Genomic DNA, 19604 nt, shown 5'->3' with positions numbered 1-19604 from the left:
GCGGGCCTCTGGACGAGGCCGGGCTCGCGGCGGGCCTCTGCACGGGGGCCGAGAGGCTGGTGCTGGCGGGGTGCCGGTGCCACGCTGGACGGGTCCGCCGGCGTCAGCCGCGGTCCCGCGGCACGGCGGGCCACCGGAGGTCCACCATGTCCGCTGCCCCGGCCGCTGCCTGGACACCCCCACCGCCTCAGAACCGCTGGGGACCTGGGCGGGTGGTGGCCCTCGTCCTGGGCCTGCTGCTCCTGGTCCCGGCGCTCGGCCTGCTGGCCGGCGGCGGGGTGCTGCTGTGGGCCGACCAGTCCCAGCGGACCGGTGACGGCTTCCTGCTGTCCCCCTCGGGCGACGTCTCGACCGATGGGTACGCGCTGACCAGCGACCGGATCGACCTCGGCACCGACGCGGACTGGGTGCCCGTCTCGGCCGCGCTCGGGACGACGATGGTGCGGGCCGACGGCAGCGGGCCGGACCTCTTCATCGGCATCGGCCCCAGCGACCAGGTCGCCTCCTACCTGGGCGACGTGCAGCATGCGGTCCTCGACGACCTGGGCGAGGACGGCGCGGTGATCGACCGGGAGGTGGCCGGCGGGGCGCCCGCGGGCCCGCCCGGAGCCCAGCCCCTCTGGACCGAGCAGACCAGCGGACCCGGCCGGCAGCAGCTGACCTGGGAGCCGGCGGACGGCGACTGGACGGTCGTGGTGATGAACGCCGACGGGTCGGCCGGGGTCTCCGCCGACCTGCGGGTCGGCGCGGAGCTGCCCGCGCTGACCGGGATCGCCTGGGGCGTGCTGATCGGCGGCGCGCTGCTCACCCTGGTCGCCGTCGCCATCGTCCTGCTGGCGATCCGCCGGCCACGGGCGCGCGGGGAGCTGCCACCGGCGGCGCCGCCGGCCACGGCCGGTCCCCCGCCGGGTTGGCAGCCGCCTGCCCCCCGCACGGACGCCAGCGGTGACCCGGTCCGGGGCTCCTCCCGCGACCAGGTCACCTGACCGGGTCCCCGGTCAGCCCAGGGCGGCGCGCTGCTCGGCGACGAGCTCGGCGAGCGCCTGCGGGGCGCTGCGGCACAGCCGGGGGAAGCTGAGGTACCCGTGCGGCATCCCGGTGTACTCGGTCAGCCGCACCGGCACCCCGGCCGCCCGGAGCGCGTCCGCGTACCGCACGCCGTCGTCCCGGATCGGGTCGTGCTCGGCCACCTGGACCAGCGCCGGAGGCAGCCCCCCGTGGTCGGCGGCGTGCAGCGGTGACGCGTAGGGCTGGCGGGGGTCCTGGTCGCCCAGGTAGTGGTCGCGGAAGGCCACCACGTCGGCCCGGGTCAGGATCGGCGCGTCCGCGTTCCGCTCGATCGACGGGCTGCCCAGGGTGAGGTCCGTCGCCGGGTAGAGCAGACCCTGGAACCGGATCGACGGACCGGACCGGTCGCGGCTCATCAGGCTCACGACCGCCGCCAGGTTGCCGCCGGCGCTGTCGCCCATGACCGCGACCCGGGTGGGGTCGGCGCCCAGCGCGCCGGCATGCCCGACGAGGTCCACCAGCGCTGCGTAGCAGTCCTCGGCGGCTGCGGGCCAGCGGTGGTCGGGCGCCAGCCGGTAGTCGACGGACACCACGACCGCCGGCAGGGTGACGGCGACGTTGCTGCACAACCAGTCCGCCGCGTCGAGCGAACCGACCGTCCACCCCCCGCCGTGGAAGTTGACCACCAGCGGCAACGGCTCCGTGACCGCCCGGTGCGGCCGGTAGACCCGTACCGGGAGCTGGCCCTCGGCGCCGGCCGCCGTCTCGTCGGCCAGCTCCACGCCGCGGGCGACCGCCCCGAAGAACAGGTCGGTCAGGGGGTTGTGGCCGATCCGCTGCTGCTTGACGCGAGCGAGCTGGGCGTCGTCCATCCGGGCGACGGAGAACCGGCCGAAGGCTCGACCGGCCAGCCGGACGCGGAGGTCGAGGGGGGTGCTCACGCCGGCCTCAGGCACGGGCCTTGAGGTCCTTGCGCAGGATCTTGCCGGCCATCGACTTGGGCACCTGCTCGATGAACTCGACCAGCCGGATCTTCTTGTGCGGGGCGACGCGCCCGGCGATGAACGCCTTCACCTCGTCCTCGCTGATCGACGAGCCGGGGGCCCGGACGACGAACGCCTTCGGCAGCTCCTCGCCGCTCTCCCGGTCCAGCACACCGATCACCGCGGCATCGGCGATCTCCGGGTGGCCCAGCAGCACGGCCTCCAGCTCGGCCGGTGCGACCTGGTAGCCCTTGTACTTGATCAGCTCCTTGACCCGGTCGACGACGGTGTAGCGGCCCTCGTCGTCGACGATCGCCACGTCGCCGGTGTGCAGCCAGCCCTCGTCGTCCAGCGTCTCGGCGGTGGCCTGCGCGTTGTTCAGGTAGCCCTTCATCACCTGCGGTCCGCGCACCCACAGCTCACCGCGCTCACCCGGCGCCGCGTCCTCGCCGGTGGCCGGGTCGATGAGCCGGCACTCGGTGTTGGGCAGCGCGTAGCCGACCGTGCCCTTGGGGGTGGGGCCGGCGCCCTCGGGCTCGTGGCCGACCTCGGGGGTGGTGTGCGAGACCGGCGACAGCTCGGTCATGCCGTAGCCCTGGGCGACGGTGACCCCCTCGGCCGCGCCCTTGCGCAGCCGGTCCTGGGCGAGCTGGGCCAGGTCGGCGTCCAGCGGAGCCGCGCCGGAGGTGATGGAGCGCAGCGAGGAGAGGTCGAAGGAGTCGACCAGCGGGTGCTTGGCCAGCGCCAGCACGATCGGCGGCGCCACGAAGGCCCGGGTGATCTCCTGGTCCTGGATCGCGCGGAGGAACTGCTCGAGGTCGAAGCGCGGCAGCGTCACCACGGTGCCGCCCCACTGCAGGCCCTGGTTCATCAGCACGGTCAACCCGTAGATGTGGAAGAACGGCAGCACGGCGATGATCCGCTCGTCGTCCTGCACCGCGGCCATCGGCCGGGACTGGCTGACGTTGGCCACCAGGTTGCGGTGGGTGAGCATCACGCCCTTGGGCAGTCCGGTCGTGCCGCTGGAGTAGGGGAGCGTGACCAGGTCCTCGGCGGGGTCGATGTCGACCTGCACGGCGGGGACGTCGGCGGTGAGCAGGTCGCGCAGCGAGGCGTGGCCCTCGGCGCCGTCCATCACGATGACCTCGTCGACCGGCGAGCTGTGCACCGCGGCCAGCGCCCGCTCGAGGAACGGCGAGACGGTGATCAGCATCTTCGCCCCGGAGTCCTTCAGCTGGAAGGCGATCTCCTCGGGCGTGTACAGCGCGTTGACCGGGCTGATGACGCCGCCGGCCGCGGCGATGCCGTGGAAGACCACCGGGTACCAGATGGTGTTCGGGCTGAAGACGGCGACGACGTCGCCCTTGCCGATGCCCCGGGCGGCCAGCGCGGCGGCCATGCGCTCGACGTAGAAGGCCAGCTCGCCGTGCGTGATGGTCTCGCCGGAGAGCCCGTCGACCAGGGCCGGGCGGTCGCTGCGCTCGGCGGCACCGGCCAGCACGAACTGCGGGACGGAGAGCTCCGGGATCTCGACGTCGGGAAAGCGGCTGGCCAGCGCCATGGGGTCCTCCTCGATCAGGTGCGGTGACGCCAGTCTCACACCCGGCGTGGCGCGCGACACATGCGGGTTACCGGCGGGTAGGTCCGATTCCCGGACCCGCGGTCAGCGCGGCCACAGCACCGACTGGGTGCAGCGGAACAGCGCGATCGTCCTCCCGGTCGCCGCGTCGGTGACCACGGCGTCCCAGACCTGCGTCGTCCGGCCGGCGTGCACGTTGGTGGCGACGGCGGAGATGCGGCCCTCCCGCGCGGTGCTCAGGTGGTTGCTCTTCAGCTCCAGGGTGGTGAAGCCGCTGGACCCCTCCGGGAGCAGCGCACGGGTGGGCAGCCCGCAGCTGGTGTCGGCCAGGGTGACCACGGTGCCGGCGTGCAGGTACCCGTTGGGCGCGAGGAGGTCGGGCCGGACGTCGAGGTGGCTGGTCAGCCGGCCCGGCTCGTGGCTGTCGACGACGATGCCGAGCAGGCCCGGCAGCGTCCCGGGCAGCATCGCGTTGAGCTCGTCGGCGGTCAGGAACCCGGTGGCGGCCATGCCGGTGAAACTAGATGGCCCTCTGCCCTCCCGCGCAGCACAGGCTCGGCGCGGGCACCCGCGGAAGGGCCGCACGTCACCGAGCGGTCTCCCACAGCCCGACGACGTTGCCCTCGGGGTCGCGCACGTACGCGCTGAAGCCCATGTCACCGACCGGCTGTCGCGGCACCAGCACCGTGCCGCCGAGCTCACCGATGCGGGCCAGCGCCTTGTCGATGCCCTCGACGTCCACGACCAGGATCGGGCCGGGTGACGGGCTGTCGGTCCGGCTCATCATCCCGCCGTTGATGAACCCCGGTTCGCTGGGACCCTGCTCGCCGTTCGGGCCGGTGCTGACCAGCGTGTAGCCCATCTCGGGCATCGACTGCAGGTCCCAGCCGAAGGCCTCGCGGTAGAAGCCCCGGGCCCGCTCCCCGTCGTCGAAGGGGATCTCGAAGTGCACGACACGACCGCTCATGACGGCTCCTCCCGGTGCAGACGGTCCCCCGGTGGCGACAGTCTGGTCCCGGCTGGTGGACCTGAGAAGGTGCTGGCCCGCGGCGACCCCGGCGGGCATCCTCCGGAGCATGAGCGACCTGAAGGACGACCTGCTCGGCTACCTGCAGCGCGGCCGCGACGTGGTGGCGTGGAAGCTGGAGGGCGCCTCCGAGTACGACGTCCGCCGGCCGCTGACCCCCACCGGGACGAACCTGCTCGGGCTGGTGAAGCACCTCGCCGCCGTGGACGCCGGCTACCTGGGCGAGGTGTTCGGCCGGCCGTTCCCCGAGCCGTTCCCCTGGATCGAGGACGACGCCGAGCCCGAGGCCGACATGTGGGCCACCGCCGATGAGTCCCGGGAGGAGCTGGTCGCGCTCTACCGTCGGGTGTGGGCGCACGGCGACGCGACCGTCGCTGCGCTGGACCTGGAGGCGACCGGGCTGGTGCCGTGGTGGCCGGAGGAGCGGCGGCACCCGACCCTGCAGCGGGTGCTGGTACACCTGATCGCGGAGACCCACAGGCACGCCGGGCACGCCGACGTCGTCCGGGAGCTGGTCGACGGCACCGTCGGGGACCTGGCCGAGTTCGGGAGCTCGACCGGTGACGACCCGGTCCGGTGGGGCGAGCACCGCGCTCGCGTGCAGGCCGCCGCCGAGGACGCCGCCGGGCGTTAGGCGAGGCCGCGGGTGGTGCGGGTCGGCGGCCGGTCGCCGCGGATGGAGGCCACCATGTCCAGCGTCTGCCGGGTCGCCGCGACGTCGTGCACCCGGAACACCCGGGCACCCAGCCAGGCGCTGACCGCGGTCGCCGCGAGGGTGCCGGTGAGCCGCTGCTCCACCGGCAGGTCGAGGGTCTCGCCGACGAAGTCCTTGTTCGACAGCGCCACCAGGACCGGCCAGCCGGTCGCCACCAGCTCGTCGAGCCGGCGGGTGGCCTGCAGCGAGTGCCGGGTGTTCTTGCCGAAGTCGTGCCCGGGGTCGACCAGCACCCGCTCGGGGTCGACCCCGACGGCGACCGCGGCCTCGGCGAGCGCCGTCGTCCGCTCGACGATGTCGACCACGACGTCGTCGTAGGTGACCCGGTGCGGCCGGGTCCGCGGCGGGAGGCCGCCGGCGTGGGTGCAGACGATGCCGGCGCCGGCCTCCGCGGCGACCGTGGCCAGCTGCGGGTCGACCCCGCCCCAGGCGTCGTTGACCACGTCGGCGCCGGCGGCCAGCGCCTCCCGGGCCACCTCGGCGCGCCAGGTGTCGATCGAGATCGGCAGCAGGGGGTGGGCCGCGCGGATGGCCGCGACCAGGTCGACGGTGCGCCGGATCTCCTCGGCCGCGTCCACCTCGGCGCCGGGGGCGGCCTTGACCCCGCCGACGTCAACCATGTCCGCCCCCTCGGCGACCACCTGGTCCACCCGGCTCAGCGCGTCGTCGAGCTCGAAGGTCGCGCCGCGGTCGAAGAACGAGTCCGGGGTGCGGTTGACGATGGCCATCACGGCCAGCCCGCCGTCCGGCACGTCCAGGGCACCCAGTCGCAGCACTGGACCAGCCAAGCATGCTGTCCTGGTGACCGAGTTCCCGCCCGCGCCCGACCGCGTCGACCCGCCCTACCGCGACGGGGAGCGCGCCGCCGTGGAGGCGTGGCTCGAGTTCCACCGCGCCACCCTGCTGGCCAAGTGCGCCGGGCTGACCCCCGAGCAGCTGGGCGAGCGCTCGGTCCCGCCGTCGTCGCTGAGCCTGCGGGGGCTGCTGCGGCACATGACCGAGGTCGAGCGGAGCTGGTTCCGCCGGGTCGTCGCCGGCGAGCAGGCACCGCCGCTGTACTACGGACCCGACGACGAGGACGGCGACTTCGACGCCGTGGGCCGCGACACCGACCACCCCGACCGCGCGACCGCCGTGGCCCGGGAGCTGGCCGCCTTCACCGCCGAGTGCGAGGTCAGCCGTTCCCTGGCCGGTGTGCACGACTCGCTCGACGACGTCGGCGCCGGGCTGCGGCACGGTCAGCAGGTGTCGCTGCGCTGGGTCTTCCTGCACATGATCGAGGAGTACGCGCGGCACAACGGCCACGCCGACCTGCTCCGCGAGCGCATCGACGGCGTCACCGGCGACTGAAAGGACCCCGTCGCCCCCCACCACTCGCAGGCTCGCGGCGGGCCCCTGCGACGGGGCCACACCCGCTGAGGCCCCGGGGGCCTCAGTGGATCGCGCCCCAGGGGAGGACGGCGTGCACGCCGACCACCTGGTTGACCACCTGGGTCACCCGCAGGTCGACCACCACGCTGGCCAGACCGAGCGCGTCGGAGCGGCCGATGCCGTGCAGGGCGGCCATCACGTCCAGCATCGCGTCCAGCGCGATCGCCATCGCCTCGTCCAGGTCGTCGGCCACGCCCATGGTCACCCAGCCGGCGGGGGTCCTCGCCACCGGCGTGCGCAGCGGTGCCCCGAACAGGTCGGGCAACACGTCCAGGGTCAGGTCCACGCGGTCCATCGGGCACTCGATCGCCGTCCCGCTGACCTCGCCGTCCCCCTGCGCGGCATGCCCGTCGCCGATCGAGAACAGCGCCCCGGGCACGGTCACCGGCAGGTAGAGCGTCGCGCCGGCGACGAGCTCCCGGCAGTCGATGTTCCCGCCGTGCCAGTACGGCGGGATGGTCGAGTGCTGGCCGGGCTCGGCCGGGGGCACGCCCATCACGCCGAGGAAGGGCCGCAGCGCCACCGAGTGCCCAGCCTGGTTGCGGCCGATGCCGGCGACCGGGTCGAGGTCCCAGGCGTGCACCGTGGGAGCGGCGGTGACGCCGAGCCGCTCGTTCAACGGCGTCGAGCGCAGGCCGACGTACGTCGTCCCGAACGGTCCCGGGACGACGTCGTCGATCCGCACGCCGAGCACCTGGCCGACCTCGGCGCCGCGGACGGCGACCGGACCGGTCAGCGCGTGCCCGTGCGCCGGGTCGTGCAGCGGGTGGCGCTGCCGGGCGCCGGGGTCGGTGTGGTCGTGCGGGCCGGTCCACCAGCCCGAGTCCAGGGTGCCGAAGCGCACCGTCGTCCCCGGCTCGACGGTCAGCGCCGGCGGGCGGTCCTGGTCCCAGGAGCCGTGCAGGGTGCGCGCGTCGGGCAGCAGGGTCTCCATGCGCCCATCTTCCGGGGCAGGAGTGGCCACTTCTGCCCCGGGCCTCAGACGAGGGCCTGCTGGACGAGGGGGCGGAGGTAGTTGCGCATCGGCAGGGTGCTCGAGGGCAGCAGCTGCGTGTAGAAGCTCACCGTGAGGTCCTCGACCGGGTCGACGTAGAACTCGGTCGAAGCGGCCCCGCCCCAGCTGTAGGTGCCGACGCTGGCCACCCCGCCGTAGCGCACCGGGTCGATCACCGTGGAGAACCCGAGCCCGAAGCCGACCCCGCGCAGCGGGACCTCGGCGTACAGCGGCCGGCCGAAGGTCTCCAGGTCGGCGTTGCCGGGCAGGTGGTTGCGCACCATGTGCGCCAGCGTGCGCGGGCCGAGCACCCGCTCCCCGGACGGCGTCAAGCCACCGGCGCGCAGCATCTCGACGAACTTCAGGTAGTCCCCGGCGGTGGAGACCAGCCCGCCGCCGCCGGACAGGAACGCCGGCTTGGCGTGCGCGGCCTGGGCGAAGGCTGCCGGCAGCGGGACGACGCCGGGACCGTAGAGCTGGGCGAGGGAGTCCACGTCGTCCTCGGGGCGCAGCCCGAACGACGTCTCGGTCATCCCCAGCGGCCCGAACACCCGCTCGGCGAACACCTCGTCCAGCGGCTTGCCGGCGATCACCTCGACCAGCCGGCCCAGCACGTCGGTGGACACCCCGTAGTTCCACTCGCTGCCCGGCTGGAACAGCAGCGGCATCGCGGCGAACTGGCGGGTGACCTCGGCGGAGTCGGCGCCCGGCGGGGTGCCCCACTCGTGGCCGCGCAGCCGGTAGAGCGCGTCGACCGGGTGGGCGTGGTGGAAGCCGTAGGTCAGCCCCGAGGTGTGGGAGAGCAGGTGGTGGACCCGGATCGGCGCCATCAGCGGCACGGTCACCGGCTTCTGCGCCGGCCCGGCGGCGTACACCCGGGTCTCGGCGAACTCCGGCAACCAGCGGCTGATCGGGTCGTTCAGCTCGAAGGCGCCCTCCTCGTACAGCGACATCGCCGCCACCGAGGTCACCGGCTTGGTCATCGAGTAGATGCGCCAGCGGGTGTCGTCGGTGACCGGCCGGCCCGCCTCGACGTCCGCGGAGCCGTACCGGCCGACGTGCACCAGCCGGCCGTGCCGGGCCACCGTCACGAGGAAGCCGGGCAGCTGGCCCTCGTCGACCCAGCGGGCCAGCCGGCGGTCCACCCGCTGCAGCCGGTCGGCGTCCAGCCCGACCTCGGCCGGGTCGGTGGTCACGGACAGGTCGGTCTGCACAGCGGTCACGGACACCCCCGCGTCGTGGGCCCGCTCCCCGATGACCGGCGCCCCCACCGCGCATCCTGACACGGTGTGCCAGGAGCGCGACGGGGGCGTGGTGACGTACTGGAACGGCCCCGCTGCAGGGCCCCGCCACGAGCCTGCGAGTGGTGGGGGGCAGCGGGGTCCTTCAGTTCAGTTCACCGGGACGGCGGCAGCGGCCTTCTTCAGGTTGGAGCCGGCGGTCACCTTGGCGGTGTGCGCCGCGGCGATCTCGATCGACTCACCGGTCTGCGGGTTGCGGCCGGTGCGAGCCGAACGCTGCGAGCGCTCGACGGTGATCAACCCGGGGACGGCGACCTTGTCGCCACGGGTGATGGCCTCGACGAGCTCCTCCTGCAGGCCGTTGAGCACCTGGTCGACGGTCGCGGAGGGGACGTCGGCGCGCTTGGCGATGGCGGAGACGAGTTCGGACTTGTTCATCTGGGTTCCTCCCACTGGATGTCAGCTGCCCGCCCCGTGCGGAGCGGACGCAGTCTGGTGTCGCGACCGGCAGACCGGCCGCTCCCCCGGTCGTCCTGACGGACTCCGGGGCCTCCGTCGTGCCGTCCCGGTGCGCAGCAGGTGCGCTGTGGGGGTGCGGCGGGCGGATCCGGTCGACCACGCTGTCGACCGGCAATGGCGGGCACGTTGCCATGCCGAGATCACTCCTGGCCAGCCGGGACCCCGGTTTCCCGGGGATTTCGTGCTCGTTCGTCCCAACCGTCACGCATCTCGGGGTCGTACGCACGTTCGGATGCCCGGCGAGCGGGGCACAGCCGACCGACTTAGCGTGGGGGACATGCCTCAGCTCCCCGGGACCGATCTGACCGTCAGCGACCTCTGCCTGGGCGGGAACGTGTTCGGCTGGACGGCGGACGAGCCGACGTCGTTCGCGCTGCTCGACCGGTTCGTCGACGCCGTCCCGAGCACCCAGTCGCCGTTCGTGGACACCGCCGAGATGTACGGCAACGGGGTGTCCGAGCAGATCCTCGGCCGCTGGATGGCCGAGCGCGGCATGCGCGACCGGGTGGTCGTGGCCACCAAGGCCAGCCCGGGGGAGAAGGACCACCCGCTGTCGGCGCCGGAGGTCCGGGACGCCGCCGAGCGGTCGTTGCGCAACCTGCAGGTCGACACGATCGACCTCTACTACGCCCACTACGACGACGAGACGACGCCGCTGGAGGAGACGCTCACCGCGTTCGACGAGCTGGTGCGCTCGGGCAAGGTCCGGTACATCGCGGCGTCGAACTACTCGGCGAAGCGGCTGACCGAGGCGCTGGAGACCTCCGAGCGGCTCGGCGTGGCCCGGTACGTGGGCCTGCAGCCGCACTACAACCTGATGGAGCGGCCGGCGTACGAGGCGGAGCTGGCCGACGTCGTCGCCGAGCACGGACTGGGCTCGATGCCCTACTTCGGGCTGGCCCGCGGCTTCCTGACCGGCAAGTACCGGGCCGGCGAGACGATCGACTCCCCGCGCGCCAAGGGCGCCTCGCAGTACGTGGGCGAGAAGGGCGACCGGGTGCTGGCCGCGCTGTCCGAGGTCGCCGACGCGCACGGCGTGACCGGCGCCGCGGTGGCGCTGCGCTGGCTGGCCGACCAGCCGACGGTCACCGCGCCGATCGCCAGCGGCCGCTCGGTCGACCAGCTGGCCGACCTGCTGCCGATGCTGGACCTGGTGCTCACCGACGACCAGCGCCAGCGCCTCACCGACGCCAGCGCATGAGTGGCTGATGGAGTGCCACGGCGCGGAGAACGCGCCCGTGGCACTCCATCAACGCGCTAGACCAGGACGATGGCCGCGCGGACCTGCTCGACGAGCTCCGGCGGGACGGTGCCCAGCCCGTGGTCGGCGGTCGCGTGGGCCGCCACCTGGGCCAGGACGGCGTCGTCGTCCGGGCCGGTGAAGGTGGTGGTGCAGCCGGGGACGACGTCCCCGCAGGCGAACGCCTTCATGGTGACTCCATGTGCTCGGGTGGTGCGGGGACCCCGCTGCCGGCGGCAGCGGGGGTGGTGCACCGGGGCGGGCTCACGGCCCCGGGGGCTCAGCGGGTGGCGGCCGCGGCGGCCAGGTCCTCGACGCGCAGGACGCCCCGGACGGCGCCGTTGCGGTCGGTGCACAGCACCGGGTCGAAGCGGTGCACGGGTCGGCGGGCCAGCGCGCGCTGCAGGGTCTCGGTGACCCCGGCGGAGGGGGGCACCCGCAGCGACACGGGTGCGCGGTAGGAGCCGCCGGTGCGCAGGTCGGCGAGCACCAGCTCGGTGGGCACCCCGGTCCGGTCCAGCACGACGTAGGGCGCCGGGCCGTCGTCGCCGTCGACGGCCTCCCGCTGGCGGATCGGCCGCAGCAGGCCGACGACGCTGCCCGCCAGCTGGGCGCGGGCGACCTGGTTGCGGACCAGCTGGGTGACCTCGGGGCTCAGCGGGGCGAAGTGCGGAGCGGGCCGGCCGAGCAGCCAGCCCTGGGCCAGCGGGACGCCGAGCCCGGCGAAGACGGCCAGCTCACCGACGGTCTCGATGCCCTCGGCGACCAGCCAGGCGTCGACCCGGTGGGTGAAGGTGCCGACCATCTCGGCCAGCGCGGCCTTCACCGGGTCGGTGTCCACCCCGGTGACCAGCGCACGGTCGAGCTTGACCAGCTGCGGGCGCACCTCGGCGAGCTGCTGCAGGCCGGCGTGACCGGTCCCGGCGTCGTCGATGGCGATCAGCGCGCCGCGGCCGCGCAGCGCGGCGATCTGCTCCCGCAGCGCCGCCAGGTCGGGCGCGGGCAGGTGCTCGGTCAGCTCGACGACGACCCGGCGCAGCGTGACCGGCTCGGCGAAGGCGGCGGTGACCGGGGCGGTGCCCAGCAGGTGCGGGCTGACGTTGACGCTGAGGAAGGTGTGCGGCGGCAGGTCGGGCAGGGAGGCCAGCGCGCGCCGGATGGCCAGCGCCTCCAGCTCGGCGCCCAGTCCCGCCTCCGCGGCGGCGGCGAACCAGACGTCGGGGGACGCGGTCCCGGGGAACCGGGCCAGCGCCTCGTAGCCGGCGATGCTGGCCGTGGCCAGGTCGACGATCGGCTGGAAGACGATGGTCAGGTCGTCCTCGCCGGCCAGCAGCGGGCGGCAGTCCCAGCGGTCGGGGAGGGTCGCGGTCACACGTCGTCCATCGGCCGTCCTCCCGTCGAGCTTGAGCGCTCCACCCCTGAGGGGCACACCGCGCGGTGCCGGTCCGGGGGCGCGGGGCGTGTCAGCATGGAGCGACCCACCGCCCGGTGGTGGCGGCCTCGGGCCGGGAGCGCGTCCGGCCCGAGGCCGGCGGAGACAGGGGAGGTCGGCCAGCGTGCCCGCGACGAGCACGGCGGCAGCGCCCGATCCGTTGAGCGACCCGCACCGGGTGGCAGCAGCCCGCCGCCTGCTCGACGAGGTCTCCGGACCGGCCGCCTTCGACCGGCTGTCCGCGCTCGCCGCCCGGTTGGTCAGCGCCAGCCACGCCAAGGTCACCCTGTTCACCGACCACGACGTCGTCGTCGGCGGCCACGGGCTCCCGGCCGGTGTGGTGGGCGGCCCCGCCCTGCTCACCGGCGCGCTGTCGGCCATCACCGTGCGCCGGGCAGCGCCGCTCGACGTCCCCGACGCGCGCCGCGACGAGCACGTCGCGCAGCTGCCCGCGGTGACCTCCGGCCAGGTGCAGGCCTACCTCGGTGCGCCGCTGGTGGCGGCGTCCGGGCACGTCGTCGGGGTCCTCGCGGTGTACGACCCCGAGCCGCGCAGCTGGTCCGCGGACGCGGCCGAGCTGCTCGGGCAGCTGTCCGCCTCGGTGGTCGCCGAGCTCGAGCTCGCCGCCGCGCGGTCGGCCGTCGGGGCCTCGCTGGCTCGGCTGGACGTCGCGCTCGAGGCGGGGTCGGTCGGCATCTGGGAGCGCGACCTGCGCACCGGCACCGTGTACTGGGACCAGCGCAACGCGGCGATCTTCGGGCTGGAGGGCCCGCTCGAGCATGCCGGCGACGACACGCAGTTCATGGCGCAGATCCACCCGGACGACCACGCGTCGTTGGGCGCGGCCATGCGCGCGGCGTTGACCGGCAGCGGCGAGTTCGTCGCGGAGATGCGGGTGCTGCGCGCCGACGGGGTGGTCCGCTGGGCGGTGTCCCGCGGGCGGGTGGTCCGCAACTCCCGCGGCGAGGCGGTCCGGTTCCTGGGGACGACGGTCGACGTCACCGACGCGCGCGAGGAGTCGGGACGCCGGCTGGCCTCGCTGCAGCGGACCACCGCCATCGCCGAGGTCGCCGCGTCCCTGGCCGGCGCGACCGGGATCGACCAGCTGGCCCCCATCACGCTGCGCGGTGCCGAGGTGCTGGGCGCCAGCACCGGCGCGCTCGCCGTCTTCGACCCGCGGTCGGGTGCCCTGCGGCTGCACATGGGGATGCGGCTGATGGACGTCGTTGAGGCGGCGGCGGCCGAGGCGGGCGTGGAATTGCCGCCGGACGGCGTCGAGATCGCCCTCGACGACCAGCTGCCCACCCAGTGGGTGGCCCGGCACGGCGAGCGGGTGCTGCTGGGCGACCCGGACGAGGCCGCCGAGCGGTTCCCGCCGATGGCCGAGCTGACCCGCGTGCTGAACGCGCAGGCGCTGGCCGCGCTGCCGCTGCGGGTGGAGGGCCGGCTGCTGGGCGTGTTCGTGGCGGTGTGGGCGGAGCCGCACCCCTTCGACGGCGACGACATCGAGGTGCTGGAGGCGTTGACCGCGCAGATCGCACTGAGCGTCTCCCGGCTGCAGGCCGACGCCGAGCGCGATGCGGCGGTGGCCGAGATGACCGCGGCCAACGCCCGGCTGCAGCTGCTCGCCGAGACCGGCCGGGTGCTGTCGGGGACGCTGGACATCGCCGAGCAGATCGGGCAGCTCGCCCAGCTGGTCGTGCCGGCGCTGGGCGACTGGTGCTGGGTGCTGGTCGACGACGAGCGCGGCCGGATGCGGGACATGGCCAGCGCGCACCGCGATCCCCAGCGGGCCGCGGAGCTGGAGCAGTACGTGCGGATCATGGTCGCCGGGATGACCGAGCACGCCGCCGCGCGGGCGGTGCTGCGCACCGGGCAGCCGGTGGTGCTGCCGGACCCGGACGCCGACTTCATCGAGCGCGCCCTGGACGACCCGGTCGCCCGCCGGGCCCTGACCAGGCTCGACCCGACCGCCGGGCTCGCCGTCCCCCTCGTCGCCCGGGGGCGGACGCTGGGGGTGCTGGGGCTCTACACCGCCACCGACCGCGGTCGGCACACCCAGGCCGAGATCGACACGGCCGTGGAGGTGGGCCGCCGGGCGGGGGTCGCGCTGGAGCAGGCGCGGTTGTTCGGCCAGCAGCGCCAGCTGGCGGAGGTCCTGCAGCGCAGCATGCTGACCGCCCCGCCGGCGCCGGACCACTGCGAGATCGCCGTCCGGTACGTGCCGGCGGCGGCCGGCGCGGAGGTCGGCGGGGACTGGTACGACGCCTTCGTCCAGCCCGACGGCGCGACCATGCTGGTGATCGGCGACGTCGTCGGCCACGACAGCCGGGCGGCGGCGGCGATGGGGCAGCTCCGCGGCCTGCTGCGCGGCATCGGCCACCACACCGGTGGCACGCCGGCCGAGGTGCTCACCGGCCTGGACCGGGCCGGCGCCGGGCTCGACCTGGACGCGATGGCCACCGCGCTGGTCGCCCGGCTGGAGCAGGACGAGCCGGAGGTGGCCGCCTCCCGGACCCGGGTGCGCTGGTCGACCGCTGGGCACCCACCACCGGTGCTCATCAGCAGCGACGGCACGGTGACCCTGCTCGACGGCGACGCCCCGGACCTGCTGCTCGGGGTGGAGCCGGACCGGCCGCGCACCGACCGGGTCGCCACGATCGACCGGGGCGGCACGATGCTGCTCTACACCGACGGCCTGGTGGAACGGCGCGACCGGGACCTCGACGCGGGCATCGCCGAGCTGGTCCGGGTGCTCGGTGGGCTCACCGAGCTGCCGCTGCAGGAGCTGTGCGACCGGCTGCTCGAGCGCATGTACCTCCCCGACACCGAGGACGACGTCGCGCTGCTGGCCGTGCGGCTGCACCCGCAGGACCTGCCGCGCCCACCCGAGGCCGGGCCACAGCGGGTCCCGCCGGGGATCGCGCCGGCCCCCGACGTCATCCCCGGGGCGGGCACCGACCGGCGGTGAGCGGGGTCAGCGCCGCCGTCGCCGCCGACGGGGGCGGGCCACCAGCCGGCTGCGCGCGCGTTCGGGCAGGTCCAGCGCGACCGGCGCCTCCCAGCCCCGCCACACCGACAGCACCCGCAGCGCGGCGACCAGGACGATGACCAGCGCGGCGACCGGCAGCGGCGGCAGCCCCAGCGGCCCGGCGAGCACGGTGAGCGCGGTCGCGCCGAGCAGGGCGGCGACCGCGTTGTAGGGCCCCGGCTGCACGATGTCGGCCCGCTGGGCCAGCAGCACGTCCCGGATGACGGCGCCGCCGACCGCCGTGACCGTGCCGATGAACACCACCGAGGCGCTGGGCAGCCCGGCCAGCTGGGCCTTCTGCGCCCCGATGACGGTGAAGAAGCCCAGCGTGATCGCGTCCAGCACGACCAGCAGCCGGGTGAGCCGGGACAGCCAGCCGGAGAAGTAGAAGGTGACCGCCGCGGTGACCGCGACGGTGGGCAGGTAGGCGGGGTTGGTCATCGCGACCGGCGGACCGTCGGCCAGCAGGACGTCGCGGATCAGGCCCCCGCCGAGCCCCCCGCTGACCGCCAGCAGCAGGACGCCGGAGACGGCGAACCCCTCGCGCGCGGCGAGCAGCCCACCGGTCAGCGCGCCGATGACGATCGCGGCCAGGTCGACCGCGCTCGGCACCCGCAACGCCTCCGCGGCCACCAGGATCTCCACGACCGCTCATCCTCCCGGACCTCCCGGCAGTGCTGGCGGCAGGGCCGCCCGACCGGCTAGCTTCGCCGACGACCGCACGCCCCGACCGGTCACCGCGGTGCCCGGCCTCCCCCAGGAGAACGCATGGCCATCCGCCGGCCGGACACCCAGGACGTCACCGCGCTCGCCGAGAGCTACGGCATGCACCCCGGCGAGGACGCGGTGGCCACCTACACGGCGCTCATCGACGGCTCGCTCGTCTCCTACGACGCGGTCGAGGAGCTCTACGCCGAGATCGCCCCCCAGGCACCGGAGGGCCGGTCCGGGCAGCGGCCGGACGACGCGGACAACCCGCTGGGCGCCTGGTACGTGCGCACCGAGGTCACCGGCGCCCCGGACGGCCCGCTGGCCGGGCGGACGGTGGCCGTCAAGGACAACACCGCGGTCGCCGGCGTCCCGATGATGAACGGCTCGCACACCCTGGAGGGCTTCGTGCCCTCCCGGGACGCCACGGTGGTGAGCCGGCTGCTCGCGGCCGGCGCCACCGTCACCGGCAAGTCCGTCTGCGAGGACCTCTGCTTCTCCGGCGGCAGCCACACCTCGGTGACCGGCCCGGTCCGCAACCCCTGGGACACCAGCCGGACGACGGGTGGCAGCTCCAGCGGCAGCGGCGCGCTGGTCGCCGCAGGCGAGGTGGACCTCGGGCTCGGTGGCGACCAGGGCGGCTCGATCCGGATGCCGGCCGCCTTCTGCGGCGTGGTGGGGCACAAGCCGACGTACGGGCTGGTGCCCTACACCGGCGCCTTCCCGATCGAGGTGACGATCGACCACCTCGGCCCGATCACCCGCACCGTCGCCGACGCCGCCGTGGCGCTCGACGTGCTGGCCGGCCGGGACGGCCTCGACCCGCGGCAGCCGGCCGACCTGGTGCCCGAGCAGTACGCGGCCGCGCTCGGCGGGGACGTCGCCGGGCTGCGGGTGGGCGTGGTGACGCAGGGCTTCGGCTGGGACGGGCTCTCCGAGCCCGGCGTCGACGAGACGGTGCGCGCCGCCGCGGCCCGGCTGGCGGAGCTGGGCATCGAGGTGGTCGAGGTCGACCTGCCGTGGCACCGGCACGCGCTGCACGTGTGGAACGTGATCGCCACCGACGGCGCGGCGGTGCAGATGGTCGAGGGCAACGGCTACGGCCACAACTGGGACGGGCTCTACGACCCGGAGCTGATCGCCCACTACGGGCGGCAGAGCCGGGAGGTGGCCGACCAGTGGTCGCCCACGGTGACACTGGTGGCGCTGGCCGGGCGGTGGTCGGCGCGGCAGGAGCAGACCCGGCACTACGCGATGGCCCGCAACCTCGCCGTCGAGGTGCGGGCGCAGTACGACCGGGCGCTGGCCGACGTCGACCTGCTGGTGATGCCGACCGTGCCGATGGTCGCTCCGCCGCTCCCCGCCGCCGACGACCCGCTCGAGGTCCAGGTGGCCCGGGCGCTGGAGATGATCGTCAACACCGCGCCGTTCGACGTCAGCGGGCACCCGGCGACCAGCGTCCCGGCCGGGCTGTCGCAGGGGCTGCCGGTCGGGATGATGCTGGTCGGCCGGCAGTTCGAGGACACCACCTGCCTGAAGGTGGCGCACGCCTTCGAGCAGCTGGTGGGCGGCTTCCCCACCCCGCCCGCCGCCTGAGCTATCCGGTTTCGGCGCCGAAACCTGGTGACGGGCGGTTCCTACTGGGCGGGGGCCATCTGCAGGGCGGTCGCGGTGGCGGCCTGCTGCGGCTCGACGCCGGCCGCGCGCAGGGCGGCGTCGTGCTCGGCCATCGCCTGCTGGCGGCCCGGCTCCTCGGCCAGGACGGCGCAGTTGAGCCAGGCCTCGGGGACGGCGAAGGCGTCGACCAGCGTGCGCATGTGCGGGCGCAGCTCCCCGAGCAGGTCGTTCACCGTGCTGGTGACCGCCTTGGCGCGGGTCGGGGTGAGCCGGCCGTGCTCGAGGAACCAGCCCTTGCCCGCCTCGATCGTGCTCAGCGCGTACAGGTCGCAGACCCGGCTGAGCAGCGCCCGGGCAGCCGGGTCGGTCGTGCGCTCGATGCCGGCGACGAAGGCCTCCAGCACGATCCGGTCGATGTGCGCCTGCGCGGCCTCGAGCACGTGGTCCTGCACGTCGTTGAAGACGTCGAACGGCCGCGCCCCCGGGGTCGCCGCGCCCTTGCGCAGCCGCTTGATCGCGCCGTCCAGGATGTGCTTCTCGCGGTCCTCGAGCGTCCGGAGCTGCCAGCCGCGGTCGGTGAGGGCGACGTCGTCGTCCCGGCCGGGGACGGCGTCGACGAGCCGCTGGATGAGCCCGCGGGCGGCGGTGCGCTCCAGCACCGTCTCGCGCACCTGCTCGGCGACGAACTGCGCGCGGCCCCAGCCGTCGAGCGAGCCGAAGGCGTCCCGGTAGCCGGTGAGCAGGCCCTTGGCGACCAGCTGCAGCAGGACGGTGTTGTCGCCCTCGAAGGTGGTGAAGACGTCGGTGTCGGCCTTGAGCGCCGGCAGCCGGTTCTCCGCCAGGTAGCCGGCGCCGCCACAGGCCTCCCGGGCCAGCTGGATCGTCCGGGTGGCGTGCCAGGTGTTGGCGACCTTGAGCCCGGCGGCCCGCGACTCGAGCTCGCGCTGCGCGGCCTCGTCGACCTCGGCCGCGCCCAGCACGTCGTGCATCCGGGAGACGAGCTCCTCCTGGGCGAAGTGCAGCGCGTACGTCGTCGCCAGCGCGGGCAGCAGCTTGCGCTGGTGCACCCGGTAGTCGTTGATCACGACCTCCCGGTCCTCACCGGGGGCGGCGAACTGGCGGCGGGTGTCGCCGTAGCGGACGGCGATCTCCAGCGCCACCTTGGTCGCCGAGCCGGCCGAGCCACCGACGCTGACCCGCCCCCGGACCAACGTGCCGAGCATGGTGAAGAAGCGGCGGGTCTCGTTCGCGATCGAGCTCGTGTAGGTGCCGTCCGCGGCGACCTGGCCGTAGCGGTCCAGCAGCATGTCCCGCGGCACGGTCACGTGGTCGAAGCTGAGCCGGCCGTTGTCCACGCCGAGCAACCCGGCCTTGGGGCCGTCGTCGCCGATGGTCACCCCGGGCAGCGGGTCGCCCTGCTCGTCGCGGATGGGCACCAGGAACGCGTGCACGCCGCGTCCCTCGCCCAGGGTGACGAGCTGCGCGAAGACGACCGCCATCCGGCCGTCCTGCGCGGCGTTGCCGATGTAGTCCTTGCGGGCGGCCTGGTGCGGGGTGTGCAGGTCGAAGGTCTGCGTGGCCGGGTCGTAGCTGCACGTCGTCCGCAGCTGCTGGACGTCGGAGCCGTGCCCGGTCTCGGTCATGGCGAAGCAGCCCGGCAGGGCGAAGCTCATGATGTCGGGCAGGTACGCGTCGTGCTGGCGCTTGGTGCCGAGCGCGTGGACGGCACCACCGAACAGCCCCCACTGGACGCCGGCCTTGACCATCAGCGACAGGTCGGCGAAGGCGAGCATCTCCACCGACACCACCGAGCCGCCGGCGTCGTCGGCGCCGCCGTACTCCCGGGGGAAGCCGAGGGAGACCCGGCCGGTGCGGGCCAGCTCCTGGGTCAGCGCGGTGACGCGCTCCCGCGCCTCGGCCATCGACTCGCCGTAGACGGGGGCGTACTGCGCGCCGCCGAGCTGCTCCCGCGCATCGCGGCGGACCTGCGCCCAGCGGCCGTCGAGCACCTCCTGCAGCCGTGCCGGGTCGACCGGGGTGAGGGGGGTGGGGGTGCTCGTCACGGGTTCTCCTCCAGGG

The 19604-nt window shown here is 74.6% G+C and carries 18 protein-coding genes; 6 read left to right on the top strand and 12 right to left on the bottom strand.

Features of this window, described 5'->3' with window-relative positions; translation table 11 throughout:
- The first annotated feature begins 212 nt into the window (after positions 1–212).
- Positions 213–986 (top strand): hypothetical protein, encoded by a 774-nt coding sequence (locus FHL79_RS18855; RefSeq protein ID WP_138760114.1) that lies wholly within the window; start codon positions 213–215, stop codon positions 984–986.
- A gap of 12 nt (positions 987–998) precedes the next feature.
- Here FHL79_RS18855 and FHL79_RS18850 read toward each other — a convergent pair whose 3' ends face one another.
- From FHL79_RS18850 to FHL79_RS18835, 4 genes are all read right to left on the bottom strand, one after another.
- Positions 999–1949, bottom strand: a complete 951-nt coding sequence (locus FHL79_RS18850) for an alpha/beta hydrolase (RefSeq protein WP_138760113.1) — start codon at positions 1947–1949, stop codon at positions 999–1001.
- A 7-nt stretch (positions 1950–1956) separates the two neighbouring features.
- A complete protein-coding gene (locus tag FHL79_RS18845) occupies positions 1957–3552 on the bottom strand; it encodes a 4-coumarate--CoA ligase family protein (RefSeq protein ID WP_138760112.1) in 1596 nt (531 codons plus the stop codon).
- 102 nt (positions 3553–3654) lie between these two features.
- The gene (locus FHL79_RS18840) at positions 3655–4080 is read right to left on the bottom strand and encodes a PaaI family thioesterase (protein ID WP_138760111.1); all 426 of its coding nucleotides are present in this window, start codon (positions 4078–4080) and stop codon (positions 3655–3657) included.
- Positions 4081–4156: 76 nt separating this feature from the next.
- Positions 4157–4537: a VOC family protein gene (locus tag FHL79_RS18835; RefSeq protein ID WP_138760110.1), complete on the bottom strand. Its 381-nt coding sequence runs from the start codon at positions 4535–4537 to the stop codon at positions 4157–4159.
- Between the two features lie 109 nt (positions 4538–4646).
- Here FHL79_RS18835 and FHL79_RS18830 point away from each other — a divergent pair, with 109 nt between their 5' ends.
- A complete protein-coding gene (locus FHL79_RS18830) occupies positions 4647–5231 on the top strand; it encodes a DinB family protein (RefSeq protein ID WP_138760109.1) in 585 nt (194 codons plus the stop codon).
- On the opposite strand, the gene folP is transcribed toward FHL79_RS18830, so the two are convergent.
- Positions 5228–6100, bottom strand: coding sequence for a dihydropteroate synthase (folP, locus tag FHL79_RS18825; RefSeq protein ID WP_246080983.1), 873 nt, complete (start codon positions 6098–6100; stop codon positions 5228–5230). The two genes, FHL79_RS18830 and folP, sit on opposite strands and share 4 nt — an antisense overlap.
- Positions 6101–6113: 13 nt before the next feature.
- On the opposite strand from folP, the gene FHL79_RS18820 reads away from it, so the two are divergent.
- Positions 6114–6662 (top strand): DinB family protein, encoded by a 549-nt coding sequence (locus tag FHL79_RS18820; protein WP_138760108.1) that lies wholly within the window; start codon positions 6114–6116, stop codon positions 6660–6662.
- 82 nt (positions 6663–6744) lie between these two features.
- Here FHL79_RS18820 and FHL79_RS18815 read toward each other — a convergent pair whose 3' ends face one another.
- The 3 genes from FHL79_RS18815 to FHL79_RS18800 all read right to left on the bottom strand — a co-directional run bounded on the left by FHL79_RS18815 (position 6745) and on the right by FHL79_RS18800 (position 9416).
- Positions 6745–7677 carry an acetamidase/formamidase family protein gene (locus FHL79_RS18815; RefSeq protein ID WP_138760107.1) on the bottom strand — a complete coding sequence of 311 codons (933 nt, stop codon included), beginning with the start codon at positions 7675–7677 and terminating at the stop codon, positions 6745–6747.
- A gap of 44 nt (positions 7678–7721) precedes the next feature.
- Positions 7722–8960: a serine hydrolase domain-containing protein gene (locus tag FHL79_RS18810; RefSeq protein WP_246080981.1), complete on the bottom strand. Its 1239-nt coding sequence runs from the start codon at positions 8958–8960 to the stop codon at positions 7722–7724.
- 168 nt (positions 8961–9128) lie between these two features.
- A complete protein-coding gene (locus tag FHL79_RS18800) occupies positions 9129–9416 on the bottom strand; it encodes an HU family DNA-binding protein (RefSeq protein ID WP_138760106.1) in 288 nt (95 codons plus the stop codon).
- A gap of 358 nt (positions 9417–9774) precedes the next feature.
- On the opposite strand from FHL79_RS18800, the gene FHL79_RS18795 reads away from it, so the two are divergent.
- Positions 9775–10698: an aldo/keto reductase gene (locus FHL79_RS18795; RefSeq protein ID WP_138760105.1), complete on the top strand. Its 924-nt coding sequence runs from the start codon at positions 9775–9777 to the stop codon at positions 10696–10698.
- Between the two features lie 56 nt (positions 10699–10754).
- Here the strand turns inward: FHL79_RS18795 and FHL79_RS18790 are convergent, their stop codons facing one another.
- Entirely contained in the window at positions 10755–10928 is a 174-nt protein-coding gene (locus FHL79_RS18790; protein ID WP_138760104.1) for a DUF1059 domain-containing protein, read from the bottom strand.
- Between the two features lie 89 nt (positions 10929–11017).
- Positions 11018–12109, bottom strand: a complete 1092-nt coding sequence (locus FHL79_RS18785; RefSeq protein ID WP_138760103.1) for an EAL domain-containing protein — start codon at positions 12107–12109, stop codon at positions 11018–11020.
- Between the two features lie 184 nt (positions 12110–12293).
- Between FHL79_RS18785 and FHL79_RS18780 the strand changes: the two genes are divergently transcribed.
- A complete protein-coding gene (locus FHL79_RS18780; RefSeq protein ID WP_246080979.1) occupies positions 12294–15140 on the top strand; it encodes a SpoIIE family protein phosphatase in 2847 nt (948 codons plus the stop codon).
- Positions 15141–15146: 6 nt separating this feature from the next.
- Here the strand turns inward: FHL79_RS18780 and FHL79_RS18775 are convergent, their stop codons facing one another.
- On the bottom strand, positions 15147–15845 hold the full coding sequence (locus tag FHL79_RS18775; protein WP_138760102.1) for a trimeric intracellular cation channel family protein: 699 nt from the start codon (positions 15843–15845) through the stop codon (positions 15147–15149).
- 123 nt (positions 15846–15968) lie between these two features.
- Here FHL79_RS18775 and FHL79_RS18770 point away from each other — a divergent pair, with 123 nt between their 5' ends.
- Positions 15969–17504 (top strand): amidase, encoded by a 1536-nt coding sequence (locus tag FHL79_RS18770; protein ID WP_138760101.1) that lies wholly within the window; start codon positions 15969–15971, stop codon positions 17502–17504.
- A gap of 41 nt (positions 17505–17545) precedes the next feature.
- Here FHL79_RS18770 and FHL79_RS18765 read toward each other — a convergent pair whose 3' ends face one another.
- Entirely contained in the window at positions 17546–19588 is a 2043-nt protein-coding gene (locus tag FHL79_RS18765) for an acyl-CoA dehydrogenase family protein (RefSeq protein WP_138760100.1), read from the bottom strand.
- Positions 19589–19604 lie beyond the last annotated feature (16 nt).

The organism is Modestobacter altitudinis (genome assembly GCF_005930475.1).
Taxonomy (GTDB): domain Bacteria; phylum Actinomycetota; class Actinomycetes; order Mycobacteriales; family Geodermatophilaceae; genus Modestobacter; species Modestobacter altitudinis.
The sequence above is the reverse complement of the archived record's forward strand: the minus strand, read 5'-3'. Positions and strand labels throughout refer to the sequence as shown.

Coding starts and splice junctions, on each gene's coding strand:
- FHL79_RS18845 (WP_138760112.1), bottom strand. CDS start 3,552: ATGGCGCTGGCCAGCCGCTTTCCCGACGTCGAGATCCCGGAGCTCTCC.
- FHL79_RS18840 (WP_138760111.1), bottom strand. CDS start 4,080: ATGGCCGCCACCGGGTTCCTGACCGCCGACGAGCTCAACGCGATGCTG.
- FHL79_RS18835 (WP_138760110.1), bottom strand. CDS start 4,537: ATGAGCGGTCGTGTCGTGCACTTCGAGATCCCCTTCGACGACGGGGAG.
- FHL79_RS18830 (WP_138760109.1), top strand. CDS start 4,647: ATGAGCGACCTGAAGGACGACCTGCTCGGCTACCTGCAGCGCGGCCGC.
- FHL79_RS18815 (WP_138760107.1), bottom strand. CDS start 7,677: ATGGAGACCCTGCTGCCCGACGCGCGCACCCTGCACGGCTCCTGGGAC.
- FHL79_RS18800 (WP_138760106.1), bottom strand. CDS start 9,416: ATGAACAAGTCCGAACTCGTCTCCGCCATCGCCAAGCGCGCCGACGTC.
- FHL79_RS18795 (WP_138760105.1), top strand. CDS start 9,775: ATGCCTCAGCTCCCCGGGACCGATCTGACCGTCAGCGACCTCTGCCTG.
- FHL79_RS18790 (WP_138760104.1), bottom strand. CDS start 10,928: ATGAAGGCGTTCGCCTGCGGGGACGTCGTCCCCGGCTGCACCACCACC.
- FHL79_RS18770 (WP_138760101.1), top strand. CDS start 15,969: ATGGCCATCCGCCGGCCGGACACCCAGGACGTCACCGCGCTCGCCGAG.